Origin of the sequence: Sphingomonas sp. SORGH_AS_0789, assembly GCF_031453055.1 — a bacterium.
Taxonomy (GTDB): Bacteria; Pseudomonadota; Alphaproteobacteria; order Sphingomonadales; family Sphingomonadaceae; genus Sphingomonas.
In genome coordinates, this window is sequence record NZ_JAVIYV010000001.1 from 570492 (window position 1) to 594131 (window position 23640).

Consider the following 23640-nt stretch of genomic DNA (forward strand, 5'->3'; position numbering starts at 1 on the left):
GAGGGGCAGAGCTATGAGTGCAACCACTATCGGCGCGCTGGTCGGTTCCGCGATCGATGGCCTGTCGGGCGACGATGGCGTCGCCGACGGCGCGATCATCGGCGCGGTGACCGCCAATGTCCTGAAGGTCGTACTGCCGCTGGCCATCACCTATGCGGTGGGCTGGGCGGTGCTGCGCGGCGCGGGCGAGCTCAAGGACCGGGTTTTTGGAGAGGTGCAATGATCGGACGAATCATCGGTGCGCTGGTCGGGCGTGAAGTCAGCCGTCGCGAAGGCAATGACGGGCTGAAGGGTGCCGCACTGGGCGCGCTGGCGGTGGGCGGCATGCGGCGGCTGGGCCCGCTCGGTCTGCTGCTCGGCGGCGGCTATGCGGCCAAGAAGGCCTATGACCGCCACAAGGCCAGCAAGGCGACCGCCACGCGCTATTGACGCGCCCGATCGCCTTCGCCCCGTCGCAGCGCGTCAGCCATGGCTTGACGCGCTGTGGTGGCGTGCGTCAAAGGCAGCCATGCCCAATTCGCCCGCCAATCCCGACGATCCCCACAAGCTGAAGCGCCGCGGCATGTTGTTCGTGCTGTCCTCGCCCTCGGGCGCGGGCAAGTCGACCATCGCGCGCAAGCTGCTGGCGGACGATGCGGGCCTCCAGATGTCGGTGTCGGCGACGACCCGTCCGATCCGTCCCGGCGAAGAGGACGGCAAGGACTATCACTTCGTCGATCTCGAGCAATTCCGTCACATGGTGGCGAATGACGAGTTCCTGGAATGGGCGCATGTCTTCGACAATCGCTACGGCACGCCACGCGCGCAGGTCGAGGCGATGCTGGCGGCCGGCAAGGACGTGCTGTTCGACATCGACTGGCAGGGCGCGCAGCAGCTGTTCCAGATTGCGGGCGGCGACGTGGTCCGCGTCTTCATCTTCCCCCCCTCGATGGAGGAACTGCGCCAGCGACTCGAGCGCCGCGCGACCGACTCGGTGGCGGTGATCGACGCGCGCATGGCCCGTGCGACCAATGAGGTCAGCCACTGGGACGGCTATGACTATGTCCTGGTCAATGACGATGTCGAACAATGTTTCCAGGGGGTGAAGACCATCCTCCAGGCCGAACGGCTGAAGCGTTCGCGCCAGACCGGACTGATCGGGTTCATCCGGAAGCTGACCACGAAGTAACTACGGGGTGTGTGCCGGGCGCGCCCTTCGCTCCGTGCGAACGGAGGGGTGGCGTGCCAGCAGAGAGCCTCTCCTCACCCCCACCTCCGTTCAGGCTGAGCGCAGTCGAAGCCCAAGCGAAAGCCGGGCCGCAAACGAGTCCCGCGCACTTCGACTTCGCTCAGTGCGAACGGAAGACGGGCGTGCCAGCAGACAGCCTCTCGTCGCGCCCCACCCCCGTTCAGGCTGAGCGAAGTCGAAGCCCAAGGGAAAGCCTGGCCGCAAACGAATCCTGTGCACTTCGACTTCGCTCAGTGCGAACGGAGGGCGTGGCCTGCCAGTAGAAATCCCCACCTCGCGCCCCACCCCCGTTCGGGCTGAGCGCAGTCGAAGCCCACGCCCCTACCCCAGCGCCGCCAGAAACCGCACCGCCGCGTCGAACTCGCGCCTTTTGCCCTCGCGCGCCTCGATGGCGAGATAGTCCTCGCCCCAAATCTCGGCCTGGAAATCCTCGTCGACATGCGCGGCGATCCACACCGCATCGGGCTCCGCTGCGCCCTCCAGCAGCGCCAGCGCCAGGACCAGCGAGCCGGTGATCGTCACCACCGGCGACAGCGCCGCCAGCCGGAAGGCATCGAGCGCCGCCACCGCCTGCGCCAGCCGATCGACCGTCGCATCGGGCTGGGGCCGGTGCATGATCCCGCTCACCAGCGTGAAATGCACGTCGTAGCGATCGCGCGCCCAGTCGAGCAGCGGGTTCCACACCCGGTCCTGCCGCTCGACCAGCTCGGGCGGCGAGTCGGCGCGGTAGCAGAGCAGGTCGGTTTCGGCATAGCGCGCCAGCCCCTGCGCAAAGGGCGCCGGATCCGCGCCGATCCGGTCGATCGCGGCATTGGCCAGCCCGGTCAACGGCATGGCGCGCGGGTCCACCGTCTCCTCGACCGCGCGCCATTCCCCCGCCACGGCCTCGGCCAGCGCGGGCGTCGGCAGGGCCAGCGGCGCGCGGCCCGGCGTGCGCACCGGCCGATCGTCCAGCCGGACCACCCGATCGGCATCGACGCCGACATTCGTCCAGAACCGCTTCATTCCGCACCACTCCGCCAGCGATGCGCCAGACCGGCAGGCACCACCGCGATCATCGCCAAGGCCGACAGGACGATGGCGACGCCCAGCGCCTTTTGCGGCCAGGCCACCCCGCGCGAGGCGAGCACGATGCCGAACAGCGCCCCCGCCACGCCGATCAGGCGGACGCCCGTGATGATGAACCAGTGCCGCCGCGCGCGGCTATCCGCGCTCATGCCCGCACCAGCAGCGCAGGCAGGTCGGCCACGTCCTGCGCGACGACCTGCGCGCCCGCATTCACCAGTTCGTGCACGCCATGATATCCCCAGGCCACGCCGACCGCGAAGGCGCCCGCCGCCTTGCCCATCGCCATGTCGAAACTCGTATCGCCGATCATCGCCACGTCCGCCGCGGCCACCCCCGTCTCGGCCATGGCGGCGAACACCATCGCAGGATCGGGTTTCGAGGGGTGTCGGTCGGCGGTCTGCAACGTGACGAAATGATGCGCCAGGCCATGTTCGGCCAGCACGCGGGCAAGCCCCCGGTCCGACTTGCCGGTCGCCACGCCCATCAGCCAGCCCTCCGCCGCCAGATGGTCGAGCAGCGGGGGGATGCCGTCGAACAGCGGCTCGGGCGCCATCGCGCCTTCGGTGCGCAGGCGGAAGAACGCCGCCTTGTAATCGCTCGCCAGCCGGTGATGCGCCTCGTCGGGCTGGTCGGGGGCGAGCACGCGCATCGCCTCGACCAGGCTCAGCCCGACGATCCGGCGAATTGCCGGCGCGGGCGGTGGGGTGAGGCCGGACAGGGCGAACGCCTCGACGGCGGCAAGGCAGATATTGGCCTGGCTGTCGACAAGGGTGCCGTCGCAATCGAACAGGGCAAGGCGCAGGCGCGTCATCGGCCCGTCCTATCGGCAAGGTCGCGGCGGGGGAAGCGCCCTCGTCCATGAACGATAGCTAACAAACGCATTCAGCATCGCATCATGGCGAATCGGGCAGAAGAGCATCAACGACGACGGGATTGGTCCCTTCGCCGCCGGATTGAAGATCAAGGGAGAAGACGATGTTCAAGAAGCTCTCGCTCGCAGCCGCTGCCCTTGCCGTCGGCGCGACGGCGATGGTTCCGACCGCCGCCTCGGCGCAGCGTTATTATGGCGACCGCTATGAGCGCGCCTATGGCGATGCCTATTATGACGGCTACAACCGTGGCCCGCGTTATGATCGCGGCTATTACGACCGTCGCGGCGGCTATGACCGCGGCTATTACAACCGTGGTCCGCAGCGCTGCAACAGCGGCACCACCGGCACCATCGTCGGCGCGATCGCGGGCGGCCTGCTGGGCCGGACGATCGACACGCGCGGCGACCGGACGCTCGGCACGATCCTGGGCGGCGGCGCGGGTGCGCTGGCCGGTCATGCGATCGAAAAGTCGAACAATCCCGGCTACTGCCGTTAATCGCGAAGGCGGGGGGCAAGCGCCCTCCGCCGTAACAAGGAAGAGCCCCGTCGGCCATAAGGTCGGCGGGGCTCTTGCCATATCGTCACAATGTACCTTGCATAGCAAGGCATATTGCAACATCATGTCACTCATGGACATGGCAGGCTGGCAGTCGCAATTGCGCAAGGGAGCGGCGGAACTGGTTCTGCTGGCCGTCCTGTCGCGGGGCGAGGCTTATGGCCTGGAGATTCTCGCGCGCATCCGGTCGGCCGGTGAGTTGGTCAGCGAAGGCAGTCTATACCCCCTGCTCAATCGGCTGGAGAAGGCCGGGCGTATCATCGGCCGCTGGGATTTGCCCGCAGAGGGCGGCAATCCGCGCAAATATTATCGCCTGACCGATGAAGGCGCCGCGCTGGCCGAAGCGATGCGCGCAGCCTGGATCGATTTTCGCACCACCATCACGACTCTAGTGGAGGATCAGCCATGACCGAGCCTGCCCGTATCATCGCCGACTATGTGCGCCGCCTGCGCTGGTCGCTCCAGTCGATCCCTTGCAAGGACCGCGAAGGAATCGCGCGCGAGATCGAGAGCCACCTGGCCGAAAGCCTGGCCGCCAGCTCGGAGCGCCTCGGCGCCAGCCTCGCCGCGCTCGGTACACCGCATGCGCTCGCGGCGCGCTTCGTCCAGGAATATCGGCTGGCGGGGGCCTTGGGCGAAGATCGCCCGGCTCCGCTGATCGCGGCGATGCTGGTCCGGTCGGGGCGGAGCGCGGCAGCGTTTGGCGCCATGCTGGTGGCCATGCTGCTCTATCTGATTGCGCTGAGCTTCGCGGCGGTCGCGATCGTCAAGCCGCTCTTCCCCAGCCATGTCGGCCTATGGTCGCTGCCTCAGGGACCGGCATTCGGCATTCTGGCGGATACGCCCGCCACACCGGAGATGATCGGATTCTGGGTGCTGCCGATCGGAATTGCGGGCGCACTGGCCTGTTATGCGCTGGCCACCTTCATATTGCGGGGGACGGGGCGGCATCTCCTCCGCCGCGCCCCCGCCTTCTGACCTTCGATCAGCGCGAACCCCGGCCGCGCCGTTCGCCGCGGCGTTCCTTGCGATATTGCTTGGCGTGCGCCTTGGCGCGCTGCTTCAGCACGTCCTTGGGCGGCGGGCCGCGATCCTCGTCCTGGGGCAGGACGTCGCCGCGAATCTCGTCGAAGCCCAGCTGGTTCATCGATTCGGCGAAGTGGCTGGGCAGTTCGGCGGTCTGGTCGATGCGGCCGCCATCGGGATGGTCGACCCGGATGCGCCGCGCGTGCAGGTGCATCTTGCGGCTGATCCCGCCGGTCAGGAACGCCGCCGCGCCACCATATTTGCCGTCGCCGACGATCGGATGCCCGATCGCCGCCATGTGCACGCGCAGCTGGTGGGTGCGCCCCGTAAAGGGCTGCAGCTCGACCCAGCAGCAGCGATTGCCCGCCCGCTCGATCACCCGGTAGCGCGAGCGCGCCGCCTGGCCATTCTCCTCGTCGACATGCATCTTCTCGCCGCCGGTGCCCGGCTGCTTGGCGATGGGCAGTTCGATCGTACCGTCCTCGATCGAGGGGACGCCGACGACCAGCGCCCAGTAGATCTTCTTGGCGGTCCGCCCCGAAAACGCCTTGGCGAAGAACGCCGCCGCGCGGGCATTGCGCGCGACGAGCAGTGCGCCCGAGGTGTCCTTGTCGAGCCGGTGGACCAGCTTGGGCCGCCCCTCCGCCTCGAATTGCAGCGCGTCGAGCAGGCCGTCGACATGGGTGGTCGTCTTGGTCCCCCCCTGCGTCGCCAGACCCGGCGGCTTGTTCAGGACCAGCGCGTCGCGGTCCTTGTGGATCACCATCTCGCGCGCGAAGGACTCTTCGTCCTCGGACAGGATGTTGCGCGGCCGCATCGTCGGCTTGCTGCTTTCGGCGGGGGCGGGCTCGGCGGGCGGGACACGCAGGACCTGGCCCGCGACGATCCGGTCGCCGGGCGTGGCGCGCGAACCATCGACGCGCAGTTGCCCGGTGCGGGCCCATTTGGCGACGGTGGTGAAGCTGGTGTCGGGCAGATGCCGCTTGAACCAGCGATCAAGCCGGATGCCGTCATCGTCATAACCGACCGTGAATTGGCGGACAAAGTCCGTCATGCGAAAATCCTCGTCATCCATAGCCCCGCCCACAGCGCGGCCAGCGAACCCAATAATGACAGCGCGACATAACCCAGCGCCATCGCCCCCTGCCCCCGCTCGACCAGCGTGATGGTATCCAGCGAAAAGGCCGAGAAGGTCGTATAGCCCCCCAGCACCCCGACGCCCAGAAACAGCCGCCAGCCTTCGCTGCCCCCCATGCGCGCCAGCACCCCGGCCAGCACGCCCATGGCGAGACATCCGATCCAGTTGACCGCCAGCGTGCCGAACGGAAAACCGGGGCCGAGTGCATCGGTCAGCACCCGCCCCGTCAAATACCGTCCCCCCGAGCCCAGCGCGCCGCCCAGCATCACGAGAAGAAGCGGTGACATAATCCGCTTTCCCTAGCGCAACCCCGCGCGATGCGCAAAGGACAAGCGATCAGCCGCCCTTGACCACCAGATCGACATCGCTGCCGCCCTCCGCACGGGGGGTCGCATAGAGGATATAGGCCGCCTCGCCGCGCGTGCCGCCCAGCACATGCTGCATCCTGTCCATCTTGTGCTCGGCGGTATAGCCCGCCTGGACGGCGCGGGTGTAATAATAGTCGACGACCTTGCCCACCCCGCCGCCGGCGCGGAAGCTGACGATACGCAAGCCGCAGCCAGCGGCGTCGTTGCCCGCCGCCTCCGCCAGCCGGCTGCCCGGATAGGGTGCGAAGGCCCCCGGCAATCGCCCGGCCCAGCCCGCCGCATAACGCAGGCCCGACAGGCATCCGGCATTGCGCGCCTGTTGCCCCGCCAGCGCGGCCAGCGTGTAGGCCTTGGTCGAGGCACGGCATTCGGGGCAGTCGCGGGTCGGCGCGGGCGCGGCCTTCAGGGTGCGCGCATCGACCGGATCGGCGGGCGGCGGCATCGCGGGAAGCTGGTCGGTCACGGGGCGATTCGGCGGGCGCACCGCATTGGCGTTGGCGCTCTGGGTCAGGCCGGGATCGACCATGATCTGCCCCGCCAGCGCCTCGCGAAGCTGCGGATCGCGCGCTGGGCTGCCGTCGTTCATCGCGGCCAGTTCGTTGTCGAGCGCGTTCAGCTGCGCATCGTCGTCGGACGCGCCGCGGCCACAGGCGGCAAGTAGCAGACAAACCAGCGGGATCAGGATTCGCGGCGACACGGCAATCATGGCGTCACCCCTAGCATGTCGATGCCAGCCGGTCGTTAACGCGCCCGCCGCCGCCGTCCCGTGACGGGATGAGCTTCGCTGCGACTTGTGAATCGCATGGCCGGTCTCCATCTTGATTGCATGCTGAACCTGTTCTCGATCGTCATCGGCCTCGTCGCGCTTCTGCTCGGGATCGTGCCGTTCCTGCCCTTCTTCGCCTGGGGCTATTGGTTCGTCATTCCCATCGCGATCGTCGGCGCGGCGATCGGCGCGCTGTCGTCGCGAAACAGCGGGCGGAACCTGAACCTGATCCTGATCCTGATCTTCGGCCTGCGCCTGATGCTGGGCGGCGGCCTGATCTGATGGCAAAACGGCCCGGCGGGTGTCCCCGCCGGGCCGTCCTGACGTCCGGGCCGCCCGATCAGCGGCAACGGACCTGACCGCGGTCGATCTGCCGCCCCAGCAGCGCGCCGCCGCCCGCACCGATCACCGTGCCCAGCAGCCGCGAACCGCCGCCCGCGATCACATTGCCCAGCGCGCCGCCCGCCAGGCCGCCGATCACCAGACCCGTGGTGCCGTCGTTGCGGCGGCAATAATAGCGCCCGTTCATGCCGCGATAGATGCGGTCGTTGCGACCGAGCGTACGCGGCTGATAGAAGCGGCCGTCGCGATAATAGCGCTCGGGATAATAGCCGCGCTGGCCCGGCTCGAACCGGTTATAGTCGTAATTGCGCCAGCGGACGTTGCGCATGTCGCGACGATAATCCTTGCGCGCATCGCGCACATCCTCGCGATATTCGCGGCGGGCATCCCGAATATCCCGGCGCGAATCGGCGTTGCGGACGTCGCGATTATAGTCCCGGCGCGCGTCGCGAACGTCTTCGCGATATTCCTGCCGCGCTTCCCAACCATTGCGCTGCGCTTCGGCAGGCAAGGCGGCAAATGCCGTGGCGGCCATGGCAACCGACAACATAGCGATACGCATAACTCAACTCCCGATGATGATGCCGATAAAACCCGTCATCTTTCAAACTGTTGCGTGAACCGGAAACTACTTGCCGTTCACCGAAGGGACAGGCGCCCTCCCCGCCCGGCCACGAAAAAGGGCGCCACCCGCAGGTGACGCCCCTTTGAGAGCCCGATGCGCCGTCGGATCAGCGGCAGCGGCGATTGCTCGTGCCGCGCTCGATCTCGCGACCGGCCAGCGCGCCCACGGCGGCACCGCCCAGCGTACCCAGCGTACGATCGCCGCGCGTGTCGATCGTGCGGCCCAGCAGCGCACCCGCGACGCCGCCGACGACCAGGCCGGTGGTGCCGTCCGGCTTGCGGCAGCGGACGCGGCCGCGATCGTCACGCCATTCGCGATACTTGTAGCGGCGCTGCGCATCGGCGGCGGTGGCCGGCAGGACCAGCGAGGGGACGACCATGGCGGTGCAGCCCAGAGCAAGCATCAATTTGCGCATGAGATATATCCTTCCAATTTGATCTGATGCCGTAACGTCCGCATTCTACGGTCCGTTGCATGAACATGAGATAACGCCGCATTCATCTTCGCCGCGCCCTTTCCGACCCCGGTCCATCGCTCTAGGGTCGCGCGATGCTGCCCGAACCGACCGCCATGCTGCCCGCCGTCATGCCCTGGCTCGACCTGGCGGGCCTAGCCGTCTTTGCCGTGTCGGGCGCGCTGGCCGCCGCGCGGCATCGCCAGACGATGGTGACGCTGGTCTTCTTCGCGCTGATCACCGGGGTCGGCGGAGGCACGCTGCGCGACCTGCTGCTCAATGCGCCGGTCTTCTGGGTGCATGATCCGCGCGTGCCGCTCGTCTGCCTGGTCGCCGCCGTCGCGGTCTGGGCGACGCCCGCGCGCTGGTGGCGGGGCAGCGCGCTCGACTGGTTCGACGCGGTGGGGCTGGCGGCCTATGCCGTCTATGGCGCGGCCAAGGCGAGCGGCTATGGCATCTCGCCGATCCCGGCCGCGATGCTGGGCGTGGTGTCGGCCTGTGTCGGCGGCATCATCCGCGACGTGATCGCGGGGGAGCCGTCGATCCTGATGCGGCCCGAACTCTACGTCACCGCCGCCGCGCTGGCCTCGACCAGCTATGTGCTGCTCAGCGCGCTCGGCGTGCCTGGGGCCGGGCCGATCGCCGCGCTGGCGGGATTCGCCCTGCGCGGGGCGGCGATCCGGTATCGGCTCGCTTTGCCCGCCTATCCGGCGAAGGGGTAGGATCGAGCGGTAGCGCCGGGGCGTGGCCTTCGACTTCGCTCAGGCTGAACGGAGCGAGGAAGCATCCCCGAACCCCCGTTCGGGCTGAGCGAAGTCGAAGCCCAAGGGAATCCCTCACCGCCCCAGCATCAACTCCGGCCGCACCACCCGGTCGAACGTCGCTTCGTCGACCAGCCCCAGTTCCAGCCCGGCCTCCTTCAGCGTCTGCCCCTTGTGATGCGCATGCTTGGCGATCTTGGCGGCATTGTCATAGCCGATCTCTGGCGCGAGCGCGGTCACCAGCATCAGCGAGCGGTCGAGCAAGTCGGTGATCCGGTCGCGATTGACGGTCATGCCCTCGACGGTGCGCTCGGCGAAACTCTCCATGCCGACCGACAACAAATGGATCGAACGCAGCACATTCGCACCGATCAACGGCTTGAACACATTGAGTTCGAGATGCCCCTGTAGCCCCCCGACCGTGACGGCGGCATTGTTGCCGATCACCTGCGCGGCGACCATGGTCAGCATCTCGTTCTGGGTCGGGTTGACCTTGCCCGGCATGATCGAGCTGCCCGGTTCGTTGGCCGGAAGCTCCAGTTCGCCCAGCCCCGAGCGGGGGCCCGAGCCCAGCAGGCGGATGTCGTTGGCGATCTTGGTCAGCGCCACCGCCAGCACGTTCAGCGTCCCATGCAGGTCGACCAGCCCGTCATTGCTCGCCAGCGCCTCGAACTTGTTGGGCGCGGTGACGAAGTCTAGCCCGGTCGCCTCGGCGATTTCCGCCGCGATCGCCTCGGCAAAGCCATGGGGGGCGTTCAGCCCGGTGCCGACCGCCGTACCCCCCTGCGCCAGCGGCAGGATATTGCGGTGGAGCGTCCCCTCGATCCGGGCGCGGGCATTGGCGAGTTGCTGGACATAGCCCGAAAATTCCTGACCCAGCGTCAGCGGGGTCGCGTCCTGCAAATGGGTGCGGCCGATCTTGACGATCGAATCCCATTCCTTGGCCTTGGCATCCAGCGCGGCGTGCAGCCGGTCGAGCGCGGGATAAAGCTGCCGCGTCACGGCCAGCGCGGCGGCGACGTGCAGCGCGGTCGGGAAAGTGTCGTTGGACGACTGGCCGCGATTCACATCGTCATTGGGGTGGACGGGGCTCTTGCCGCCGCGCGTGCCGGTCAGGATTTCATTGGCGCGGCCCGCAATTACCTCATTGGCGTTCATGTTGGACTGGGTGCCCGAGCCGGTCTGCCAGATGACCAGCGGGAACTGGTCGTCATGCCGCCCGTCGATCACCTCCTGCGCCGCCGCCTCGATCGCATCGGCCTTTTCCGCCGCCAGCCCGTGCCCGCGATTGATTCGCGCGGCGGCCTTTTTGACGATGGCCAGCGCATGGACGATGCCGATCGGCATCTGCTCGCGCGCGCCGAAGGGGAAATTCTCGAGGCTCCGCTCGGTCTGCGCGCCCCAATAGGCGTGGGCGGGGACTTCGATCGGGCCGATCGAATCGGTTTCGGTGCGGGTAGCGGTGGGGGTCTGGGTCATGGGCTAGGGACTCACCGGATGGGGAATGGGTTCCCGGTGAATATCAAGCCCTCTCCTCTCCGGGGAGAGGGTTGGGTGAGGGGTTGGGGCTTGGCGAGACGGCGGAGTGCAGGCCCGGCCCCAGCCCCTCACCCCGGCCCTCTCCCCGAGGGGGAGAGGGAGAAGGGTCTCGTCCTTCTCCGCTTCCGTTTTACTTCTTCCGCTTGAAATCCACCGCGACGACGTTGCTGCCGTCCTCGACCGGCTTGGCGACCGGCTCGTCATTCTCGGCCGAATCATGCGGATCGGGATCGCCCTGGGGATCATCGGCGACGTGGAAGCCCAGTTCGAACTGCACTTCGGGGTCGTGGAAGCGGGTGATCGCCGAATAGGGAATCACCAGCTTCGACGGCACCTGGTTGAAGCTGAGGCCCACCGAGAAGCGATTCTCGTCCACCGTCAGGTCCCAGAACCGATTCTGGAGGACGATGGTCATTTCGTCCGGGAATCGCTCGACCAGCCGCTGCGGGATGTCGACGCCGGGCGCCTGGGTCTTGAAGGTGATGTAGAAATGGTGGGTGCCGGGCAGATGCCCCGTCTCCGCCACCGGGCCGAGTACACGCCCCACCACGGCGCGCAGGGCCTCCTGCACGATGTCGTCATAGGGGATGAGGCTGTCGGGCAATCCTTCGGTCATGGCCCATGGACTAGCGGCCTTTGATCGCGGGTCAAGATTGCATGGGACGGATAGGTGTTTAAGGGAGGGGCCATGCGCACCGCCTCCGTCCACCGCGCCACCGCGGAAACCGTCATCGACGTCACCGTCAATCTCGACGGCACCGGCGTCTATCAGAACGCCACCGGCATCGGCTTTCTCGACCATATGCTCGACCAGCTGTCGCGGCATTCGCTGATCGACCTGTCGGTCAAGGTCGAGGGCGACCTGCATATCGACGGGCACCACACGACCGAGGACAGCGCGCTGGCGATCGGACAGGCCTTTGCCAAGGCGCTGGGCGACAAGCGCGGCATCTATCGCTACGGCGAGGCGCTGTCGCCGATGGACGAGGTGCTGACCCGCACCGCGCTCGACATTTCGGGCCGCCCCTGGCTGGTGTGGAAAGTGCCCTTCTCCAATCCGATGCTGGGTACGCTCCAGACCGAGATGATCGAGCACTGGTTCCACAGCTTCGCCCAGGAAGCCGGCATCACGCTGCACGTCGAGTTGTTGCACGGCCACAACAACCATCACATCGCCGAGAGCGTCTTCAAGGGCCTGGCGCGTGCGCTGCGGATGGCAGTCGAGATCGACCCGCGCAAGGCCGACGCCATCCCCTCGACCAAGGGTATGTTGTGACGCTGGCGCTGATCGACATCGAGTCGGGCAATCTCCACTCGGTCGACAATGCCCTGCGCGCGGCGGGGGCGAGCGATGTCGTCATCACCGCCGACCCGGATGTGATCGCCAAGGCCGACCGGATCGTGTTGCCGGGCGTCGGCGCGTTCGGGGCGTGCGCGGCCAATCTGCGCGCGGTCGACGGGCTGGAAGATGCGCTGCGCGAGGCCGCCCTCACCCGTGCCCGCCCGTTCCTGGGGATTTGCGTGGGCATGCAGCTGCTCGCCGACACGGGCGAGGAGATGGGCGAGCATCGCGGACTGGGCTGGATTCCCGGCCGAGTCGCACGACTCGCTCCCACCGACCCGGCGGCGAAGGTCCCGCATATGGGCTGGAACGATGTCCGCCCATTGCGCGACCACCCGCTGATCGTGCCGGGCGAGGCCTATTTCCTCCACAGTTTTGCCTTTACCGGCGAGCATGTGCTGGCGACCACCGATCACGCGGGCCCCGTCACCGCCGCGATCGGTCGCGACACGGTGGTCGGCGCGCAATTCCACCCCGAGAAGAGCCAGCGTTATGGCCTCTCCTTCCTCACCCGTTTCCTGGAGTGGCATCCGTGAGCCTGATCGTCTTCCCCGCCATCGACCTGAAGGGCGGCCAAGTGGTGCGTCTGGCCGAGGGCGATATGGACCGCGCGACCGTCTATGGCGACGATCCCACCCATCAGGCGATGCTGTTCGCCGAGGCGGGCGCGCAGCATCTGCACGTCGTCGATCTCGACGGCGCCTTTGCGGGTGAGTCGGTCAATGGCGAGGCGGTGCAGGCGATCGTCAAAGCCTTTCCCGGTCACGTCCAGCTGGGCGGCGGCATCCGTAACCCTCAGAATGTCGAGCGCTGGTTCGATCTGGGCGTCTCGCGCGTGGTGATCGGCACCGCGGCGCTGGAGAATCCCGACTTCGTACGCGACATGGCCAAGGCCTATCCGGGCGGCATCGTCGTCGCGGTCGACGCCAAGGACGGCATGGTCGCCACGCGCGGCTGGGCGGATGTGTCGGACGTGTCGGTCGAGGATCTGGCGCGGCGGTTCGAGGATGCGGGCGTCGCCTCGCTGCTGTTTACAGACGTGGGCCGCGACGGTCTGCTTAAGGGCTGCAACGTGCCCGCGACCGTCGATCTGGCCCGCGCGGTGCGGATTCCGGTGATCGCCAGCGGCGGCGTGGCGGGGATCGGCGACATCCATATGCTGGCGCTCCACCATCAGGACGGGGTCGAGGGCGTCATCACCGGCCGCGCGCTCTATGACGGTCGGCTCGATCTGGCGGCGGCGCTGTCGGTGGCGGCGGCCGCATGACCGTCCGGGCGCGCGTCATCCCCTGCCTCGACGTCGCCAATGGGCGCGTGGTCAAGGGCGTCAACTTCGTCGACCTGATCGATGCGGGCGATCCCGTCGAGCAGGCACGCGCCTATGACGCGGCGGGCGCGGACGAGCTGTGCTTCCTCGACATCACCGCCAGCCATGAGGCGCGCGGCACCATATTGGACGTGGTGCGGCGGACGGCGGCGGTGTGCTTCATGCCGCTGACCGTCGGCGGCGGGGTGCGCACCGCCGAGGATGCGCGGGCGCTGCTGCTGGCAGGCGCAGACAAGGTGGCCGTCAACTCCGCTGCGGTCAGCCGCCCGGAAGTCGTCTCGGACATTGCCGAGCGATTCGGTAGCCAGTGCTGCGTCGCCAGCATCGATGCGCGGCGGACGGCCGATGGCTGGGAGGTGTTCACCCATGGCGGGCGGCGCGCGACCGGGATCGATGCCGTCGAACATGCGCTCCGGCTGGCCGAACTGGGCGCGGGCGAGTTGCTGGTCACCTCGATGGACCGCGACGGGACGCGGGGTGGATACGACCTCGACCTGATCCGCACCATCGCCGACCGGACCAGCGTGCCGGTCGTGGCGTCGGGCGGCGTCGGCGGGCTGGACGATCTGGTCGCGGGCGTGCGCGACGGCCATGCCTCGGCGGTGCTGGCGGCATCGATTTTCCATTTCGGCGATGCCTCGATCGCGGACGCCCACCGCGCGCTCGCGGCGGCGGGGGTGCCGGTTCGGGCGCATTGAGGTTCGCACGACGACGCGGGGTTTGGTTTCCGGGCGGGCGGCTTGGTGCGCCTTTGACAGATTCCGTCTCCCGTTCGCGCTGAGCTAAGTCGAAGCGCACGCCCTGCCCTTTGCCGCGCCGGATTCCCGTGGCCTTCGACTTCGCTCAGGCTGAACGGAGGGGTTGCGGAGCCATCACTTTCGATCGGGAGACCTTCCCGCATCCGGTGCGCGGGCCAGCGCCCGCCCCAAATCGAAACCCTCCGCGCCTCCGCGCCTCCGCGCGAACCAAAAAATCTTCGCGGCTTCGCGTCTTCGCGTGAGAATCTCTCTCCGATGACCGCCGCCGAACAGAGCTGCTCCCCCCAGGCCACTTGCCATCCCGACCCCGGCCAACGACCCTAACGGCGTCGTCGATCTGCACAGCCATTCCGAACCGTCGGAGGATGCGGACCAACCGCTTGCTGCAGCAGGTTCGCAGGTCTGGGTTCATTAGGTTCACGCGAAGCCGCGAAGGTTTTTGGTTCGCGCGGAGGCGCGGAGAGATTGGTCACGCGGCGGCCCCGCTTTGCCCTTTGGCACGCCGGACTCCCGTGGCCTTCGACTTCGCTCAGGCTGAACGGAGGTGGGGTTGCGGAGCCATCGCTTTCGATCGGGAGACCTTCCCACATTCGAAGCGCGAGCCAGCGCCCGCCCCAAATCGAAACCCTCCGCGCCTCCGCGCCTCCGCGCGAACCAAAAACCTTCACGCCTTCGCGTGGAAATCTCCCCCGATGACCGCCGCCGAACAGGCTGCTAAACATCCCCTATGCCACTCGCCATCATGACCCCGGCCAATGGCCATAGCGGCGTCGTCCGCCTGCGCAGCCATCCCGAGCTGTCGGACATCGCACTGTTCGTCTTCGCGATCGGCGCGATCTGGTTTTTGCGGCGCGCGCTGCGTCGCCGGAACCGCAAGGATTGACGCCGCCCGCCGCCTGCGCCACCCACGCCGCCATGGACATGCTCGACCGCCTCGAAGCCACGATCCGCGCGCGCCGGGACGAGGGCGACGCCGCCACCTCCTACGCCGCCAGCCTGTTCGCCAAGGGGCGGCCCAAGATCGCGCAGAAGCTGGGCGAGGAAGCGGTGGAAACCGTCATCGCCGCCATGGCACAGCCCGACAAGATCGTGTCCGAGGCCGCCGACCTGCTCTTCCATCTGATCGTGCTGCTGACCGATGCGGGACTATCGCTGGACGATGTGCGCGCCGAACTCGCGCGGCGCGAGGGCATATCGGGTCACGACGAAAAGGCCGCGCGCGCGCGCTGATCCCACGGAGATTATCGATGCCGATCGACGCCACGCTTCCCTATGACGACCAGAATATCTTCGCGAAGATCCTGCGCGACGAAATCCCCTCGAAGCGCGTCTATGAGGATGAATGGGCGGTCGCATTCCACGACATCGCGCCGCACGCCCCGACGCATATCCTGGTGATCCCGCGCGGCCCCTATGTGTCGTGGGACGATTTCTCGGCCCGCGCCAGCGAGGCGGAGATTGCGGGCTTCGTCCGCGCGGTCGGCCGTGTCGCGCGCGAGGCGGGCGCGGTGGCGCCGGGTTACCGCCTGCTGGCGAATATCGGCCCGGACGCCGGGCAGGAGGTGCCGCATCTCCACGTCCATATCCTGGCGGGCAAGCCGCTCGGCCCGATGCTGGCGCGCTGATCGAGCCACTTGCCCCTCCTCCTGCCGGGGCAGGGGCTTTAAACGCACGCCTTTCTCCTCCCCTGACCGCATCGGCTGCGTCTTAGGGATTGCGCGTAATAAAATTGCAGCTAACTTCCCGGATCATTCACCGAACGCCGGGTGCGCCCCCTGTCGGGGCGGCCCTTCCCTTGGGGGGATTGGACATTCATGATTTTCGGGCGCGTTAAGCCTCTGGACGCCATTCTGGCGACCGCTGAGAAGAAGGGGCTGCAACGATCGCTAGGCGCGTTCCAGCTGACCATGCTGGGCATCGGCGCCGTCATCGGCACGGGCATCTTCGTCCTCACCTCCGAAGCCGCGCAAAAGGCGGGGCCGGGCATGATGCTGTCCTTCGTGCTGGCGGGTTTCGTCTGCGCGGTGGCGGCGCTGTGCTATTCCGAGCTGGCCTCGATGGTGCCGGTCGCGGGGTCGGCCTATACCTATACCTATGCGGTCATGGGCGAACTGCTCGCCTGGATGGTCGGCTGGGCGCTGATCCTGGAATATGCGGTCGGCGCGTCCGCCGTCGCGGTCGGCTGGTCGGGTTATGTGGTGGGGCAGATCCGCAACCTGCTGGGCATCGACATACCGATGGAATGGGTCAACGGCCCCTCCTCGGGCGGTTACATCAACCTGCCCGCCGTCATCATCTCGCTGCTGGTCACCTGGCTGCTCGTCGTCGGCACGACCGAGAGCGCGCGCGTCAACGCGATCCTGGTGGCGATCAAGGTCGCCGCGCTGACCCTGTTCATTGCGCTGTCGGTGCCGGTCATGAACGGCGCGCATTTCGAACCCTTCATGCCGACGGGACTGACCGGCGTCGCGGGGGCGGCGGCGTCGATCTTCTTCGCCTATGTCGGCTTCGACGCGGTGTCGACCGCCGCCGAGGAAACCAAGAATCCGCAGCGCAACGTGCCGATCGGTCTGATCGCCTCGCTGCTGTTCTGCACCATCTTCTACCTGCTGGTATCGGCGGGCGCGATCGGATCGCCGCTGGGCGCGCAGCCGGTGCGGGACGCCGCGGGCGTCCTGCTGTCGCCGGGCACCTCGGAACTGGCCGATCGCTGCAAGGCGATCGTCGCGGGCGGCGCGGCCGAGCCGCTGTCCTGCTCGCGCGAGGCGCTGGCGCATGTGCTGCGCACCATCGGCTGGGAAAAGATCGGCAACCTGATCGGCCTGGCCGCCACGCTGGCGCTGCCCTCGGTCGTGCTCATGATGATGTTCGGCCAGACCCGCGTGTTCTTCACCATGGCGCGCGACGGCCTGCTGCCCGAAAAGCTCGCCTCGGTGCATCCGCGCTATCGGACCCCGCACGTCGTGACGATCGTCACCGGCATCGCCGCGACCATCGCCTCGGCCTTCCTGCCGGTCGGCAAGCTGGCCGACTATTCCAACTCGGGCACGCTGTTCGCCTTCTTCATGGTGGCGCTGTCGGTGATGGTGCTGCGCCGGACCGATCCGGGCCGCAAGCGCCCCTTCCGCACCCCGGCGGTGTGGATCGTCGCCCCCGCCGCGATGATCGGGTGCGCCTATCTGTACTTCTCGCTGCCGCTGATCGCGATCCTGGTCCTGCCGGGCTGGGGTGCGGTCGGCCTGCTGATCTACTTCCTCTACAGCCGCAAGCGCAGCCATGTCGGGCGCGGCATCATCGACGTGGTCGAGGACCCCGCGATGCAGCCGGAGGTCGCCCGGCCGCTCGATCGCTGATCGGTTTCACGACCATGGAAAAGGGCCGGAGGAGCGATCCTCCGGCCCTTTCTGTTTGGGGCGCTGCCGTTCCCCCAGGCCAAGGCCCAGGGGAGGGTGGCGGATTACAGGCTGGCAGCGAGCGCCTTCAGATCGACCTGCGGGCGCGCGCCGAAATGGCTGATGATCTCGGCCGCGCAAACGGCACCCAGGGTCAGCGAGGCCTGCAGGTCGCGGCCATGCGTCTGGCCATGGAGGAAGCCCGCCGCGAACAGGTCGCCCGCGCCCGTCGTGTCGACCACCTTGTCCACCGGCTGGGCGGGCACGGTCACGCGCTCGTCACCGCGCACCGCCAGCGCGCCCTTTTCGGCGAGCGTGACGACCAGCGTCTCGACCTTGTCCTTCAGGAAGGCGATCCCCGCCTCGACATCCGCCGTCTCGGTCAGCGCGACGATCTCGGTCTCGTTGGCGAAGATCACGTCGATCAGCCCGGCATCGATCAAAGCGTGGAAATCGGCGCGGTGGCGGTCGATGACGAACTCAGCCGAGGCGGTGAAGGCGATCTTGCGACCCGCCTCGCGCGCGACCTGGATCGCGGCGCGCATCGCGGCGCGCGGTTCCTCGGGATCCCAGAGATAGCCCTCGATATAGAGATAGGCGGCATCGGCGATCAGCGCGCGGTCAAGCGCCTGGGCAGGCAGGTAGTGCGACGCGCCCAGGAAGGTGTTCATCGTCCGCTGCCCGTCGGGGCTGACGAAGATCATGCAGCGGCCCGTCGTCGGCTGTCCGGCGCGGACCGGCGTGTCGTAGCGGACGCCCGCCGCCCGGATGTCATGCGCGAAGACCTCGCCCAGTTGGTCGTCGGCGACCTGGCCGATGAACGCGGTCTTGCCGCCCAGCGCCGCGATCCCCGCCAGCGTATTGGCCGCCGAGCCGCCCGAAATCTCGCGCCCCGGCCCCATCTTGGCATAAAGCGCATCGGCCTCTTCGGGCGAGAAGACCAGCTGCATCGCGCCCTTGGTCATGCCGTTTTCGGCGATGAAGTCATCTTCGGCCGGGCTGAGGATGTCGACGATGGCATTGCCGATCGCCACCACGTCGTAAGTGGGGTTGGTCAAGAAAGGGACTCCGGGAAAAAGCTGTGATGCCGCCGCCCTAGTCAGCGCGCTACCCCCGCGCAAGGGAGGCGCGGACGCCGCCGCCGCGCATTGACTCAAGCCTTGGCCCCGCGCCATTCCCGACGCCATGATCCGCGCCTTTTTCCTGTCGCTGGCCCAGCTTGGCGATCCTGCGATCCGCCGCGTGCTGTTTCGCTCGCTGGCGGTCACGCTCGCCCTGTTCGCGGGCGCCGGGATCGCTTTGTGGTGGGGCGTGCGCGCGGCGCTGAGCGGGTGGCTGGGCGCGCAGGCGGGCGGATGGTCGGCGGCGCTGACCGTGGTGGTCGAGCTGCTGGCCTTCTGGCTCGCCTTTCGGGCGGTGGCGGTCGCGGTGGTCGGCTTGTTCGCCGACGACATCGTCGCCGCGGTCGAGGCGCGCCATTATCCCGACCGGCTGGCAAGCGCGCGGCCGGTGCCCTTCGCGCGCGGGGTAGCCATAGGGCTGGGGTCGGCGGGGCGCGTGATCGCGATCAACCTGATCCTCCTGCCGCTCTATATCGTCCTGCTGGCGACCGGGGTGGGCACGGCGGCGGCCTTTCTGCTCGTCAATGCCTGGCTGCTCGCGCGCGATCTGGGCGACATGGTGGCGGCGCGGCACATGGACCGGGCCGCCATGCGTCGCTGGCGCAAGGCGACCGGACCCGCGCGCTTCCTGTTGGGGCTTGCCGCCGCCGCCCTGTTCGTGGTTCCGGGGGTGAACCTGCTGGCCCCCGTCCTGGGGGCGAGCATGGCGACCCATTTCTTTCACATGAGACGTAAGGCATGAACCGCCCATTCGCGCTGATGCTGCTGCCCCCGATCGCGCTGGCGGGCTGTACCGTACCGCAGACCGCCGCGCCGGTCCGCACCGGCGGCATGGCCCCGGTGCCGGTGCCCTATACCAGCGTCGGGCTGGAACGGGTGCTGGGGCAGGACGCCGCCGGACTGACCAAGCTGTTCGGCACGGCCGATGCCGATGTGCGCGAGGGGACTGCACGCAAGCTGCAATATCAGGGCCGCTTCTGCGTCCTCGACGCCTATCTCTACCCCAAGGACGGGGCCGAGCCACGCGTCACCTATATCGACGCACGCGAACCCGATGGCAGCGCGATCGACCGCGCCAGTTGTGTCGCGGCGCTGACCAGGCGTGACGGCGGACGCTGACCGGCAGGCGGCACCGGCTCCCGGTGTGGATGAAATGCGCCGCAGGTCCGGCGATGGCCACGACCTGCCCATGGCCGGGATGCCAAGTGGTTAACAAATCTTCATGATTTATGGGTGTTGCAAAAGGGTTCCGTGCATTTGCAAAAAATTGATGCGCTGCAGGAACAATTTTGCGGATCGAAGCGTATGCGCTATCGGGACGAAGAACAACGCCGCGTCTTGGCTGTAGTTCGCCATGGGAGATTATATATGATGAAGTTCCTGTCTGCCGTTGCTGCCACCGCCCTCGTCGCTGCTCCGGTCGCCGCTGCGCCGACCAACGCCGCTTCGAGCCTGTCGGTCGCCAAGTCGGTCCGCGCCTCGGCTCCGACCGCCAAGGGCAACAAGCTGGCCGGCGGCGGCATCCTCGCCGCGCTGATCGCTGCTGGCGTGGTCGCCATCGGCGTCGTCGCGATCGTCAAGGACGACAACTCGGACAGCAACTGATCGTCGGGGGCGGGTCTGTGCCCGCCCCGGCCATCATCGCATGGTGACATGCACGGAAAAGGGGGCCGTTTCGGCTCCCTTTTTTGTTGTCCGTAACAGGGGCTCAGGCGCCCCAGTCGGGGCCGTCCGGGTCGGGGAAGAAATCATCGCCTTGGGCGGGCGCGTCCGGGCGTAGCGGCGGCAGGCTTGGCGGCTCGCCGCCGAAGCGGACCCGGATATAGGCGACCGATCCGCTCAGCCCCTGAAAGACGGCGCGCACCGCCTCGCCACGTCGGATCCGGGCACCGATCAGCGGCGCGCGTTCGGCGGAGAGATAGCCGACCTGGACATCCCGCGCGCTGAACACCGCGACTGCATGGGGATCGTGCCGATTGCGCGGCTCGGGCCGCAGCGTCACGGGATCGCCGATGGCCGATGCCAGCAGCTCGAAGCGTCGGTTGCTCCGCGCCTTGTCCTCATTGGGAAAGTCGATCCCGACCACGGCCAGCGTCAATTCATCCATGCACCCCTAACTGGGTATCCCGGTCGCCCGGGTCCAGAGCCCTCCCAATCCGGGCCGGGCGGGCTATAGTGCAATCATCCTGTCCCATCCGGAGTATCCATGTCCGTTGCCGCCCTGGCGATGCTGCTCGCCGCCCAAAGCCCCGCCCCCGCCCCGACCGTCGCGCCTGTCATGGCCAGCCCCGATGCGCGCGACGTGCACAGCTATGCCCGACCGCTGGAGGCGCGGGTCACGCATGTCTCGCTGAACCTCTATGCCGATTTCGACACCCATGTGATGCGCGGCATCGCGACCCTGTCGGTCGATGCCAGGCCGGATGCCCAGCAGCTGGTCGTCGACGACAACGGCCTGCGCATCGTCACCGTCACCGATGCGCAGAACCGGCCCCTGCCCTATACGGTCGGCGCGGTCGACAAGGTGCACGGCGCGCCGCTGACCATCACGCTGAACGGCCAGCGCACGGTCAAGATCGCCTATGCCTCCGCGCCGGGGGCCAAGGCGCTGCAATGGCTGTCGCCCGAGCAGACGGCGGGCAAGAAACAGCCCTATCTGTTCAGCCAGGGCGAGGCGATCCTCAACCGCAGCTGGATTCCGACCCAGGATTCGCCCGGCATCCGCCAGACCTGGGACGCCACGGTCAACGCCCCCTGCGCGCTGACCGTGGTGATGAGCGGAGAACGGACCGGCGAGACGCCCTGCAACGATGGCCGCCACACCGCCAGCTATCGCATGGACAAGCCGGTCGCCCCCTATCTGATCGCACTCGCCATCGGCGACCTGAAGTTCAAGCCGCTCAGCGCCCATACCGGCATCTGGACCGAACCCGCGATGCTCGACAAGGCGGCATGGGAGTTCGCCGGGCTCGACAAGTTCGTCAGCGCCGCCGAGGGGCTGTACGGCCCCTATCGCTGGGGCCGCTATGACGTGCTGGTCCTGCCGCCCAGCTTTCCGTTCGGCGGGATGGAAAACCCGATGCTGACCTTCGCCACGCCGACCGTGCTGGCGGGCGACCGCAGCCTCGTCAGCCTGATCGCGCATGAGCTGGCGCATAGCTGGTCGGGCAACCTCGTCACCAACGCGACCTGGGACGATTTCTGGCTGAACGAGGGCTTCACCAGCTATTTCGAGAACCGGATCATGGAGTCGATGTACGGCAAGCGCCGCGCCGCGATGGAGGCGGACCTGGCCTGGACCGACATGCAGAATGCGGTGAAGGAAGCCGGTGGCCCTCAGTCGCCCGACACCAAGCTGCATCTCGACCTGAATGCCGCGCGCGACCCCGATGACGGCATGACCCAGATCGCCTATGACAAGGGCGCGACCTTCCTGCGGACGATCGAGTCCGTCGTCGGGCGCGCACGCTGGGACGCGTATCTGCGCGGCTATTTCGACCGCCATGCCTTCCAGCCGCAGACGAGCGCCGGCTTCCTGGCCGACTTGCGCCAGAACCTGCTCAAGCCCGGCGAGGATGCCAGGATCGGCGTCGACCAATGGGTCTATCAGCCCGGTATCCCTGCGAATGCGGTCCATGTCCGCTCCGACGCCTTCCCCGCGATCGACGCGGCGGCCAAGGCCTTCGCAGCGGGTGGCCCGGTCTCGGCGGTGCCGGACAAGGTCACGACGCAGGAATATGTCCGCTTCCTCGACCAGCTGCCCCGCCAGTTGACCGCCGAACGGCTCGCCGCGCTCGACGGACGTTTCCACTGGAACGGGACGGGCAATAGCGAGATCCGCTTCGCCTGGCTGCGCCTCGCGCTCGCCAACCGCTATCCGCCCGCCGAGGCGTCGGCCGAGCAGTTCCTGACCGCGCAGGGCCGCCGCAAGTTCGTCGCGCCGCTGTTCCAGCAGCTTCAGGGACAGGGCGAATGGGGCCAAGCACTGGCCAAGCGAATCTATGACAAGGCGCGTCCCGGCTATCATTCGGTGACCCAGGTTACGGTCGACCGTCTGCTCGGACGATAAAACGAGCCTGCCGCGCGGCGAAACGAGGAACGAAAAACTCGTTTCGCCGCCGGATTTTCAAGTCATCGCCGCCGCAACACCGTTCACCGGATATGGTTGCGCCTGCGCTTTCCAACCCGTTTAGCCCCGGTTAATCGACACTCACACCGACATTCCGACCGGGGGGTCATGTGAAGTTCAAGGCATTTGCAGTGCGATTCGCGCTGATGGCATCGTGCGGCCTGATGATGGCCACTCCTGCTGCGGCGCAGTTCTGGCAGTGCGCACCCTATGCCCGCGAGATTTCGGGCATCGATCTTCACGGCAACGCCAACACCTGGTGGGGCCAGGCCGAGGGCCGTTACGAGCGCGGCCACACCCCGAAGGAAGGATCGGTCCTCGCCTTCGAAGCGACCCACCGGATGCGCGTCGGCCATGTCGCGATGGTCAGCCGGGTCGTCAGCAACCGCGAAGTCCTGCTCACCCATGCCAACTGGTCGCGCCGCGGCGGCATCGAGCGCGACGTCCGCGCGATCGACGTCTCGCCCAACAATGACTGGTCGATGGTCAAGGTGTGGTACGGCCCCAATGGCGACCTGGGCACGTCGGCCTATCCGACCAAGGGCTTCATCTATTCGGACCATGCGCCGAGCAGCGCCCTGCCCGCCAACGAGATCGCCTCGCGCACCGACAGCCGCGTCTCGGGCATCCTGACCTTCGCGGCCCCGACTCAGTAAGATTTTCCGCCCGGCCCGCATCGGCGATGGTAGGGAAAGCCCGGCGTATCACGCGGGACATACGCCTCGACGTCGCGCAGTGTGACCGGATAGGGTCGAATGGGGCGGAAGCTGCCCCCATTCCTCTTCCAAACCCCCGTTCAGCCTGAGCGAAGTCGAAGGCCAAGGGAAC

General features: G+C 67.6%; 33 protein-coding genes. 21 read left to right on the top strand and 12 right to left on the bottom strand.

Annotation, left to right across the window (positions count from 1 at the left end):
• Positions 1–13: 13 nt before the first annotated feature.
• The 3 genes from QE360_RS02530 to gmk all read left to right on the top strand — a co-directional run bounded on the left by QE360_RS02530 (position 14) and on the right by gmk (position 1168).
• Entirely contained in the window at positions 14–223 is a 210-nt protein-coding gene (locus QE360_RS02530; RefSeq protein WP_309699071.1) for a hypothetical protein, read from the top strand.
• Positions 220–429, top strand: a complete 210-nt coding sequence (locus QE360_RS02535) for a hypothetical protein (RefSeq protein WP_309699073.1) — start codon at positions 220–222, stop codon at positions 427–429. Before QE360_RS02530 ends, QE360_RS02535 begins: the two co-directional genes overlap by 4 nt.
• A gap of 79 nt (positions 430–508) precedes the next feature.
• Positions 509–1168: a guanylate kinase gene (gmk, locus tag QE360_RS02540; protein ID WP_307103088.1), complete on the top strand. Its 660-nt coding sequence runs from the start codon at positions 509–511 to the stop codon at positions 1166–1168.
• Positions 1169–1549: 381 nt separating this feature from the next.
• Here gmk and QE360_RS02545 read toward each other — a convergent pair whose 3' ends face one another.
• The 3 genes from QE360_RS02545 to QE360_RS02555 are packed head-to-tail and all read right to left on the bottom strand — an operon-like array spanning position 1550 to position 3107.
• A complete protein-coding gene (locus tag QE360_RS02545; protein ID WP_309692954.1) occupies positions 1550–2233 on the bottom strand; it encodes an ATP12 family protein in 684 nt (227 codons plus the stop codon).
• Positions 2230–2445, bottom strand: coding sequence for a hypothetical protein (locus tag QE360_RS02550; protein WP_309699075.1), 216 nt, complete (start codon positions 2443–2445; stop codon positions 2230–2232). Before QE360_RS02550 ends, QE360_RS02545 begins: the two co-directional genes overlap by 4 nt.
• On the bottom strand, positions 2442–3107 hold the full coding sequence (locus QE360_RS02555) for an HAD-IA family hydrolase (protein WP_309699077.1): 666 nt from the start codon (positions 3105–3107) through the stop codon (positions 2442–2444). Before QE360_RS02555 ends, QE360_RS02550 begins: the two co-directional genes overlap by 4 nt.
• 164 nt (positions 3108–3271) lie before the next feature.
• On the opposite strand from QE360_RS02555, the gene QE360_RS02560 reads away from it, so the two are divergent.
• The 3 genes from QE360_RS02560 (at position 3272) to QE360_RS02570 (ending at position 4702) form a co-directional block, all read left to right on the top strand.
• A complete protein-coding gene (locus tag QE360_RS02560) occupies positions 3272–3664 on the top strand; it encodes a glycine zipper 2TM domain-containing protein (protein ID WP_307103081.1) in 393 nt (130 codons plus the stop codon).
• A 124-nt stretch (positions 3665–3788) separates the two neighbouring features.
• A complete protein-coding gene (locus tag QE360_RS02565) occupies positions 3789–4133 on the top strand; it encodes a PadR family transcriptional regulator (RefSeq protein WP_309699079.1) in 345 nt (114 codons plus the stop codon).
• Positions 4130–4702, top strand: coding sequence for an HAAS signaling domain-containing protein (locus QE360_RS02570; protein ID WP_309699081.1), 573 nt, complete (start codon positions 4130–4132; stop codon positions 4700–4702). The genes QE360_RS02565 and QE360_RS02570 overlap by 4 nt, the downstream gene beginning before the upstream one ends.
• Positions 4703–4709: 7 nt before the next feature.
• On the opposite strand, the gene QE360_RS02575 is transcribed toward QE360_RS02570, so the two are convergent.
• From QE360_RS02575 to QE360_RS02585, 3 genes are read right to left on the bottom strand one after another with little or no spacing between them, the layout of a single operon-like run.
• Entirely contained in the window at positions 4710–5804 is a 1095-nt protein-coding gene (locus QE360_RS02575; RefSeq protein ID WP_309699083.1) for an RluA family pseudouridine synthase, read from the bottom strand.
• The gene (gene crcB / locus QE360_RS02580; RefSeq protein ID WP_309699085.1) at positions 5801–6175 is read right to left on the bottom strand and encodes a fluoride efflux transporter CrcB; all 375 of its coding nucleotides are present in this window, start codon (positions 6173–6175) and stop codon (positions 5801–5803) included. Before crcB ends, QE360_RS02575 begins: the two co-directional genes overlap by 4 nt.
• 49 nt (positions 6176–6224) lie before the next feature.
• Complete coding sequence (locus tag QE360_RS02585; RefSeq protein ID WP_309699087.1) at positions 6225–6962, bottom strand: hypothetical protein; 738 nt, start codon at positions 6960–6962, stop codon at positions 6225–6227.
• 120 nt (positions 6963–7082) lie between these two features.
• On the opposite strand from QE360_RS02585, the gene QE360_RS02590 reads away from it, so the two are divergent.
• A complete protein-coding gene (locus QE360_RS02590) occupies positions 7083–7304 on the top strand; it encodes a hypothetical protein (RefSeq protein ID WP_309699089.1) in 222 nt (73 codons plus the stop codon).
• Positions 7305–7362: 58 nt separating this feature from the next.
• On the opposite strand, the gene QE360_RS02595 is transcribed toward QE360_RS02590, so the two are convergent.
• A complete protein-coding gene (locus QE360_RS02595; protein ID WP_309699091.1) occupies positions 7363–7926 on the bottom strand; it encodes a glycine zipper 2TM domain-containing protein in 564 nt (187 codons plus the stop codon).
• Between the two features lie 169 nt (positions 7927–8095).
• Positions 8096–8404 (bottom strand): glycine zipper 2TM domain-containing protein, encoded by a 309-nt coding sequence (locus QE360_RS02600; RefSeq protein WP_058715332.1) that lies wholly within the window; start codon positions 8402–8404, stop codon positions 8096–8098.
• A 134-nt stretch (positions 8405–8538) separates the two neighbouring features.
• Between QE360_RS02600 and QE360_RS02605 the strand changes: the two genes are divergently transcribed.
• A complete protein-coding gene (locus QE360_RS02605) occupies positions 8539–9165 on the top strand; it encodes a trimeric intracellular cation channel family protein (protein WP_307103064.1) in 627 nt (208 codons plus the stop codon).
• Between the two features lie 114 nt (positions 9166–9279).
• On the opposite strand, the gene fumC is transcribed toward QE360_RS02605, so the two are convergent.
• Both fumC and QE360_RS02615 read right to left on the bottom strand, forming a co-directional pair.
• Positions 9280–10683, bottom strand: coding sequence for a class II fumarate hydratase (fumC, locus tag QE360_RS02610; RefSeq protein WP_309699093.1), 1404 nt, complete (start codon positions 10681–10683; stop codon positions 9280–9282).
• A 190-nt stretch (positions 10684–10873) separates the two neighbouring features.
• A complete protein-coding gene (locus tag QE360_RS02615) occupies positions 10874–11359 on the bottom strand; it encodes an SspB family protein (RefSeq protein ID WP_261269238.1) in 486 nt (161 codons plus the stop codon).
• 72 nt (positions 11360–11431) lie between these two features.
• Here QE360_RS02615 and hisB point away from each other — a divergent pair, with 72 nt between their 5' ends.
• The 8 genes from hisB (at position 11432) to QE360_RS02655 (ending at position 17523) form a co-directional block, all read left to right on the top strand.
• A complete protein-coding gene (hisB, locus tag QE360_RS02620; RefSeq protein WP_309699095.1) occupies positions 11432–12019 on the top strand; it encodes an imidazoleglycerol-phosphate dehydratase HisB in 588 nt (195 codons plus the stop codon).
• Entirely contained in the window at positions 12016–12621 is a 606-nt protein-coding gene (hisH, locus tag QE360_RS02625; RefSeq protein ID WP_309699097.1) for an imidazole glycerol phosphate synthase subunit HisH, read from the top strand. The genes hisB and hisH overlap by 4 nt, the downstream gene beginning before the upstream one ends.
• Positions 12618–13352 (top strand): 1-(5-phosphoribosyl)-5-[(5-phosphoribosylamino)methylideneamino]imidazole-4-carboxamide isomerase, encoded by a 735-nt coding sequence (hisA, locus tag QE360_RS02630; RefSeq protein WP_307103054.1) that lies wholly within the window; start codon positions 12618–12620, stop codon positions 13350–13352. Before hisH ends, hisA begins: the two co-directional genes overlap by 4 nt.
• Positions 13349–14110 (top strand): imidazole glycerol phosphate synthase subunit HisF, encoded by a 762-nt coding sequence (gene hisF / locus QE360_RS02635; protein ID WP_307103052.1) that lies wholly within the window; start codon positions 13349–13351, stop codon positions 14108–14110. The genes hisA and hisF overlap by 4 nt, the downstream gene beginning before the upstream one ends.
• A 787-nt stretch (positions 14111–14897) precedes the next feature.
• On the top strand, positions 14898–15053 hold the full coding sequence (locus QE360_RS02640; RefSeq protein ID WP_307103050.1) for a hypothetical protein: 156 nt from the start codon (positions 14898–14900) through the stop codon (positions 15051–15053).
• A 32-nt stretch (positions 15054–15085) separates the two neighbouring features.
• Positions 15086–15400 carry a phosphoribosyl-ATP diphosphatase gene (locus QE360_RS02645; RefSeq protein WP_307104744.1) on the top strand — a complete coding sequence of 105 codons (315 nt, stop codon included), beginning with the start codon at positions 15086–15088 and terminating at the stop codon, positions 15398–15400.
• Between the two features lie 17 nt (positions 15401–15417).
• The gene (locus QE360_RS02650) at positions 15418–15795 is read left to right on the top strand and encodes a histidine triad nucleotide-binding protein (RefSeq protein WP_309699102.1); all 378 of its coding nucleotides are present in this window, start codon (positions 15418–15420) and stop codon (positions 15793–15795) included.
• A gap of 189 nt (positions 15796–15984) precedes the next feature.
• On the top strand, positions 15985–17523 hold the full coding sequence (locus QE360_RS02655) for an amino acid permease (RefSeq protein ID WP_307103046.1): 1539 nt from the start codon (positions 15985–15987) through the stop codon (positions 17521–17523).
• 104 nt (positions 17524–17627) lie between these two features.
• On the opposite strand, the gene QE360_RS02660 is transcribed toward QE360_RS02655, so the two are convergent.
• Positions 17628–18620 carry an adenosine kinase gene (locus QE360_RS02660; protein ID WP_309699104.1) on the bottom strand — a complete coding sequence of 331 codons (993 nt, stop codon included), beginning with the start codon at positions 18618–18620 and terminating at the stop codon, positions 17628–17630.
• A gap of 127 nt (positions 18621–18747) precedes the next feature.
• Here QE360_RS02660 and QE360_RS02665 point away from each other — a divergent pair, with 127 nt between their 5' ends.
• From QE360_RS02665 to QE360_RS02675, 3 genes are all read left to right on the top strand, one after another.
• A complete protein-coding gene (locus QE360_RS02665) occupies positions 18748–19425 on the top strand; it encodes an EI24 domain-containing protein (RefSeq protein ID WP_309699105.1) in 678 nt (225 codons plus the stop codon).
• Positions 19422–19802, top strand: a complete 381-nt coding sequence (locus QE360_RS02670) for a hypothetical protein (RefSeq protein WP_309699108.1) — start codon at positions 19422–19424, stop codon at positions 19800–19802. The genes QE360_RS02665 and QE360_RS02670 overlap by 4 nt, the downstream gene beginning before the upstream one ends.
• Before the next feature lie 249 nt (positions 19803–20051).
• Entirely contained in the window at positions 20052–20288 is a 237-nt protein-coding gene (locus tag QE360_RS02675; protein ID WP_307103037.1) for a hypothetical protein, read from the top strand.
• Positions 20289–20391: 103 nt separating this feature from the next.
• Here QE360_RS02675 and QE360_RS02680 read toward each other — a convergent pair whose 3' ends face one another.
• Positions 20392–20790 (bottom strand): HIRAN domain-containing protein, encoded by a 399-nt coding sequence (locus QE360_RS02680; protein WP_309699111.1) that lies wholly within the window; start codon positions 20788–20790, stop codon positions 20392–20394.
• A gap of 99 nt (positions 20791–20889) precedes the next feature.
• Here QE360_RS02680 and QE360_RS02685 point away from each other — a divergent pair, with 99 nt between their 5' ends.
• Both QE360_RS02685 and QE360_RS02690 read left to right on the top strand, forming a co-directional pair.
• Positions 20890–22752: a M1 family metallopeptidase gene (locus QE360_RS02685; RefSeq protein WP_309699113.1), complete on the top strand. Its 1863-nt coding sequence runs from the start codon at positions 20890–20892 to the stop codon at positions 22750–22752.
• A gap of 206 nt (positions 22753–22958) precedes the next feature.
• A complete protein-coding gene (locus QE360_RS02690) occupies positions 22959–23468 on the top strand; it encodes a CHAP domain-containing protein (protein WP_309704043.1) in 510 nt (169 codons plus the stop codon).
• Positions 23469–23640: the final 172 nt, after the last annotated feature.

What these genes read in the sequence shown, in the direction of transcription:
- QE360_RS02530 (WP_309699071.1), top strand. Translation starts at nt 14, where the DNA reads ATGAGTGCAACCACTATCGGCGCGCTGGTCGGTTCCGCGATCGATGGC.
- QE360_RS02535 (WP_309699073.1), top strand. Translation starts at nt 220, where the DNA reads ATGATCGGACGAATCATCGGTGCGCTGGTCGGGCGTGAAGTCAGCCGT.
- gmk (WP_307103088.1), top strand. Translation starts at nt 509, where the DNA reads ATGCCCAATTCGCCCGCCAATCCCGACGATCCCCACAAGCTGAAGCGC.
- QE360_RS02545 (WP_309692954.1), bottom strand. Translation starts at nt 2,233, where the DNA reads ATGAAGCGGTTCTGGACGAATGTCGGCGTCGATGCCGATCGGGTGGTC.
- QE360_RS02550 (WP_309699075.1), bottom strand. Translation starts at nt 2,445, where the DNA reads ATGAGCGCGGATAGCCGCGCGCGGCGGCACTGGTTCATCATCACGGGC.
- QE360_RS02555 (WP_309699077.1), bottom strand. Translation starts at nt 3,107, where the DNA reads ATGACGCGCCTGCGCCTTGCCCTGTTCGATTGCGACGGCACCCTTGTC.
- QE360_RS02560 (WP_307103081.1), top strand. Translation starts at nt 3,272, where the DNA reads ATGTTCAAGAAGCTCTCGCTCGCAGCCGCTGCCCTTGCCGTCGGCGCG.
- QE360_RS02565 (WP_309699079.1), top strand. Translation starts at nt 3,789, where the DNA reads ATGTCACTCATGGACATGGCAGGCTGGCAGTCGCAATTGCGCAAGGGA.
- QE360_RS02570 (WP_309699081.1), top strand. Translation starts at nt 4,130, where the DNA reads ATGACCGAGCCTGCCCGTATCATCGCCGACTATGTGCGCCGCCTGCGC.
- QE360_RS02575 (WP_309699083.1), bottom strand. Translation starts at nt 5,804, where the DNA reads ATGACGGACTTTGTCCGCCAATTCACGGTCGGTTATGACGATGACGGC.
- crcB (WP_309699085.1), bottom strand. Translation starts at nt 6,175, where the DNA reads ATGTCACCGCTTCTTCTCGTGATGCTGGGCGGCGCGCTGGGCTCGGGG.
- QE360_RS02585 (WP_309699087.1), bottom strand. Translation starts at nt 6,962, where the DNA reads ATGATTGCCGTGTCGCCGCGAATCCTGATCCCGCTGGTTTGTCTGCTA.
- QE360_RS02590 (WP_309699089.1), top strand. Translation starts at nt 7,083, where the DNA reads ATGCTGAACCTGTTCTCGATCGTCATCGGCCTCGTCGCGCTTCTGCTC.
- QE360_RS02595 (WP_309699091.1), bottom strand. Translation starts at nt 7,926, where the DNA reads ATGCGTATCGCTATGTTGTCGGTTGCCATGGCCGCCACGGCATTTGCC.
- QE360_RS02600 (WP_058715332.1), bottom strand. Translation starts at nt 8,404, where the DNA reads ATGCGCAAATTGATGCTTGCTCTGGGCTGCACCGCCATGGTCGTCCCC.
- QE360_RS02605 (WP_307103064.1), top strand. Translation starts at nt 8,539, where the DNA reads ATGCTGCCCGAACCGACCGCCATGCTGCCCGCCGTCATGCCCTGGCTC.
- fumC (WP_309699093.1), bottom strand. Translation starts at nt 10,683, where the DNA reads ATGACCCAGACCCCCACCGCTACCCGCACCGAAACCGATTCGATCGGC.
- QE360_RS02615 (WP_261269238.1), bottom strand. Translation starts at nt 11,359, where the DNA reads ATGACCGAAGGATTGCCCGACAGCCTCATCCCCTATGACGACATCGTG.
- hisB (WP_309699095.1), top strand. Translation starts at nt 11,432, where the DNA reads ATGCGCACCGCCTCCGTCCACCGCGCCACCGCGGAAACCGTCATCGAC.
- hisF (WP_307103052.1), top strand. Translation starts at nt 13,349, where the DNA reads ATGACCGTCCGGGCGCGCGTCATCCCCTGCCTCGACGTCGCCAATGGG.
- QE360_RS02640 (WP_307103050.1), top strand. Translation starts at nt 14,898, where the DNA reads ATGCCACTCGCCATCATGACCCCGGCCAATGGCCATAGCGGCGTCGTC.
- QE360_RS02645 (WP_307104744.1), top strand. Translation starts at nt 15,086, where the DNA reads ATGGACATGCTCGACCGCCTCGAAGCCACGATCCGCGCGCGCCGGGAC.
- QE360_RS02650 (WP_309699102.1), top strand. Translation starts at nt 15,418, where the DNA reads ATGCCGATCGACGCCACGCTTCCCTATGACGACCAGAATATCTTCGCG.
- QE360_RS02655 (WP_307103046.1), top strand. Translation starts at nt 15,985, where the DNA reads ATGATTTTCGGGCGCGTTAAGCCTCTGGACGCCATTCTGGCGACCGCT.
- QE360_RS02665 (WP_309699105.1), top strand. Translation starts at nt 18,748, where the DNA reads ATGATCCGCGCCTTTTTCCTGTCGCTGGCCCAGCTTGGCGATCCTGCG.
- QE360_RS02670 (WP_309699108.1), top strand. Translation starts at nt 19,422, where the DNA reads ATGAACCGCCCATTCGCGCTGATGCTGCTGCCCCCGATCGCGCTGGCG.
- QE360_RS02675 (WP_307103037.1), top strand. Translation starts at nt 20,052, where the DNA reads ATGATGAAGTTCCTGTCTGCCGTTGCTGCCACCGCCCTCGTCGCTGCT.
- QE360_RS02680 (WP_309699111.1), bottom strand. Translation starts at nt 20,790, where the DNA reads ATGGATGAATTGACGCTGGCCGTGGTCGGGATCGACTTTCCCAATGAG.
- QE360_RS02685 (WP_309699113.1), top strand. Translation starts at nt 20,890, where the DNA reads ATGTCCGTTGCCGCCCTGGCGATGCTGCTCGCCGCCCAAAGCCCCGCC.
- QE360_RS02690 (WP_309704043.1), top strand. Translation starts at nt 22,959, where the DNA reads ATGGCATCGTGCGGCCTGATGATGGCCACTCCTGCTGCGGCGCAGTTC.